Raw genomic sequence first — 2243 nt, forward strand, 5'->3', positions numbered from 1 at the left:
TACAGCCCATGGGGACGATCGTCCGGCTGAAGCCCCATGGAGCCCCCCGCCGAGAGGCGACCGCCCTCCGCACGCCACCACCCACCGCCCCGGCTGGTCTCCCCCGTCCCGCCGGGACTTTCACCTGGGTGCGGTTCCCGTGGCGGAGGCCGGAGAGGTGGCAGGTGTATGGCCGGTGACAAGCTGGGTCGTCCGCACCCGCACGTGGCGGAGGAGCTGGCAGGTGTGGGTGGGCGCTGCCGCGGGCGGTTGAGCAGACAGACCAGCCACGGCGCGTTGCACAGCACGATGAGCAGCACCGGCAGGGTGGTCACCACCGCGATGATGCTGCAGGGGGCAAGGGCGGACAAACGCAGGGCTGTCTTGAACACAAAGATCACCGATTTCGATCGCAGTCGGATGCAGCCCGAAGGCGGGCTGTGCGGATCACCCTGAACGGCGTGCGTGGTGTCGAGGAAGTACGACAAGATGCCCTGGTTCGTAACGACCCAGTGGTGACGGTAGGCGACATACGCGTGACAGCGGAACAGGACGACCACAGCACTCCGCCCCGGCCACGCGCCGATGGCCGGCCAGGCAAGGATGCGATCAGACGAGCCTTCGGCGACCGGGTGGTCCGCCCGCTCCTGGAGTCGGCGGGAACAAGCCCGAGGGCCTTCGAAGCCAGACACGGCATCGACCACTCGAGGGTGTCGCACTACAAGAACGGCCAGCGGATGCCCCCGCTGGAAGTCATGGAAGCACTGGTCAGAGACGCCAGAACGTACGGAGGGCTGGACGACGAGGCCGCGCGGCAGGCCTTCACCACCTACCGCGCCACGCTGGCCCACCTCGGCACCCCCGACGGCAGCGACCAGAACTCGCTGCTGCTGCGCATCTACGACCTCACCCGGCAAGTCACCGAGACGAACCACGAGTTGCAGACACTCCGGGCATACGAAACCGATGCCCTCGCCGGAGTGGGCGAGCCCCGGCAGCCCGTCGAAACAGAACCGCGCAAGCGCAACGACTCTGACGCCAAGGACTCCGCGGCCCATTCCAAACGACGGCCGCGGCAACGCGGCGAGGACCTGGCCGCGCTCCGCACCAACCTGCTGGAGCGGCGCGCCGCCCTCATCGCTGAACTCACACAATGCCAGACCCTACGACTCGAGCGGGAACGCCCGGCCGAGGAAAGTGTTGCTGATGGGCCCTGCCCCAGATCGCGGGCGCGGCGGAGAGACCTGTTCGCGGTTGCGGCCGTCACCACAGCGGCTCTCGCCCTGATCACTCACTTTCTCCCGCAGACGGATCGCCCCGATCAGATCGTGACGCACCCCGGCAGCAAGGACACCAGAACCCCCAGCCCGCCGCCGAAGCCCGCCAAGACCGGCTCCTCCCCGTCGGCGTCACCCTCCACAGCGCAGCCCCCACCCACCGAGACCACGCGCAACCAGCACCCTCCAGCCGGCCGGGACACGACCACGCCCCCTCCGGACAACTCCGGCGGGGGCACCTTTGCAGGCTCGGCCGACGGCAACAACGGCGCCGTCAGCCCCAGTTGCGCGGGCAACGGCGGCTTCTTCGGCGGAGCCGACGCCCTCGACTGCCCCAACCCCACGCCGACCCCCAGCGACCCCGAGGGCAACGGCTACGGCAGAGGCGGACCCCGCGCGCAGGAGAACCCGGCCGGCGTGGGCCTGCACGGCAGCAGCGCCCGTGCCAGGAGGCCGGAGGCTGTCCCAACGACCGGCCCCAGTCTGCCGCCGCGAGGATCGCCAGCTCACCGGCATCGGTGAAACCGGGCCCCTTCCAGGTGCCCGGGACGGTGATCGCCCACGTACGGGGTGGTGTGCAGTAGCCCCGTGGGGTGGCGGCGGGGGCTTGACGGTGGTGTCGGGGCATTCAGTGGCGAGTTTGTTCAACGCGGTCAGTTCCTGCTTGACGGCGGCAAGACCCAGCGGAGCTTCGTAGCCGCCCAGTCTGCGGCGTAGGTGCACTGTGCGTGGGACTGGCGGTGCCAGCTGCGACGGATGGCTTCGCGTCCTCGGTTGTGCCAGTGCTGGTGGTGCAGCTGGCGAGTGCTGCGATCAAAAGCACCACTTGTCCAGAGGATGCGTAGTCGGCTTGAAGCAGCGGGGATGCCATACTCCGCCGCCGCGAGATCCGGCAGTGCGGTGGAGCGCTGACAGCGTCTCACGTCCCTGTCCGGGCGGGTGACGGCGGCTGGCGGCGGCGCGGCGACCATGACAAGGTCAGCGTGA

The 2243-nt window shown here is 69.4% G+C and carries 2 protein-coding genes; both read left to right on the forward strand.

Features of this window, described 5'->3' with window-relative positions; genetic code table 11:
• Window positions 1-168: 168 nt before the first annotated feature.
• Window positions 169-435: a hypothetical protein gene (locus OP79_RS48730; protein WP_157857548.1), complete on the forward strand. Its 267-nt coding sequence runs from the start codon at window positions 169-171 to the stop codon at window positions 433-435.
• An 80-nt stretch (window positions 436-515) separates the two neighbouring features.
• Window positions 516-1778, forward strand: a complete 1263-nt coding sequence (locus OP79_RS48735; protein ID WP_157857549.1) for a helix-turn-helix domain-containing protein — start codon at window positions 516-518, stop codon at window positions 1776-1778.
• Window positions 1779-2243: the final 465 nt, after the last annotated feature.

It is taken from the genome of Streptomyces yerevanensis (assembly GCF_000716805.1).
Classification (GTDB): domain Bacteria; phylum Actinomycetota; class Actinomycetes; order Streptomycetales; family Streptomycetaceae; genus Streptomyces; species Streptomyces flaveus.

Bases quoted from the DNA above. Each gene is read 5' to 3' on its own strand.
- OP79_RS48730 (WP_157857548.1), top strand. From the start codon at position 169: ATGGCCGGTGACAAGCTGGGTCGTCCGCACCCGCACGTGGCGGAGGAG.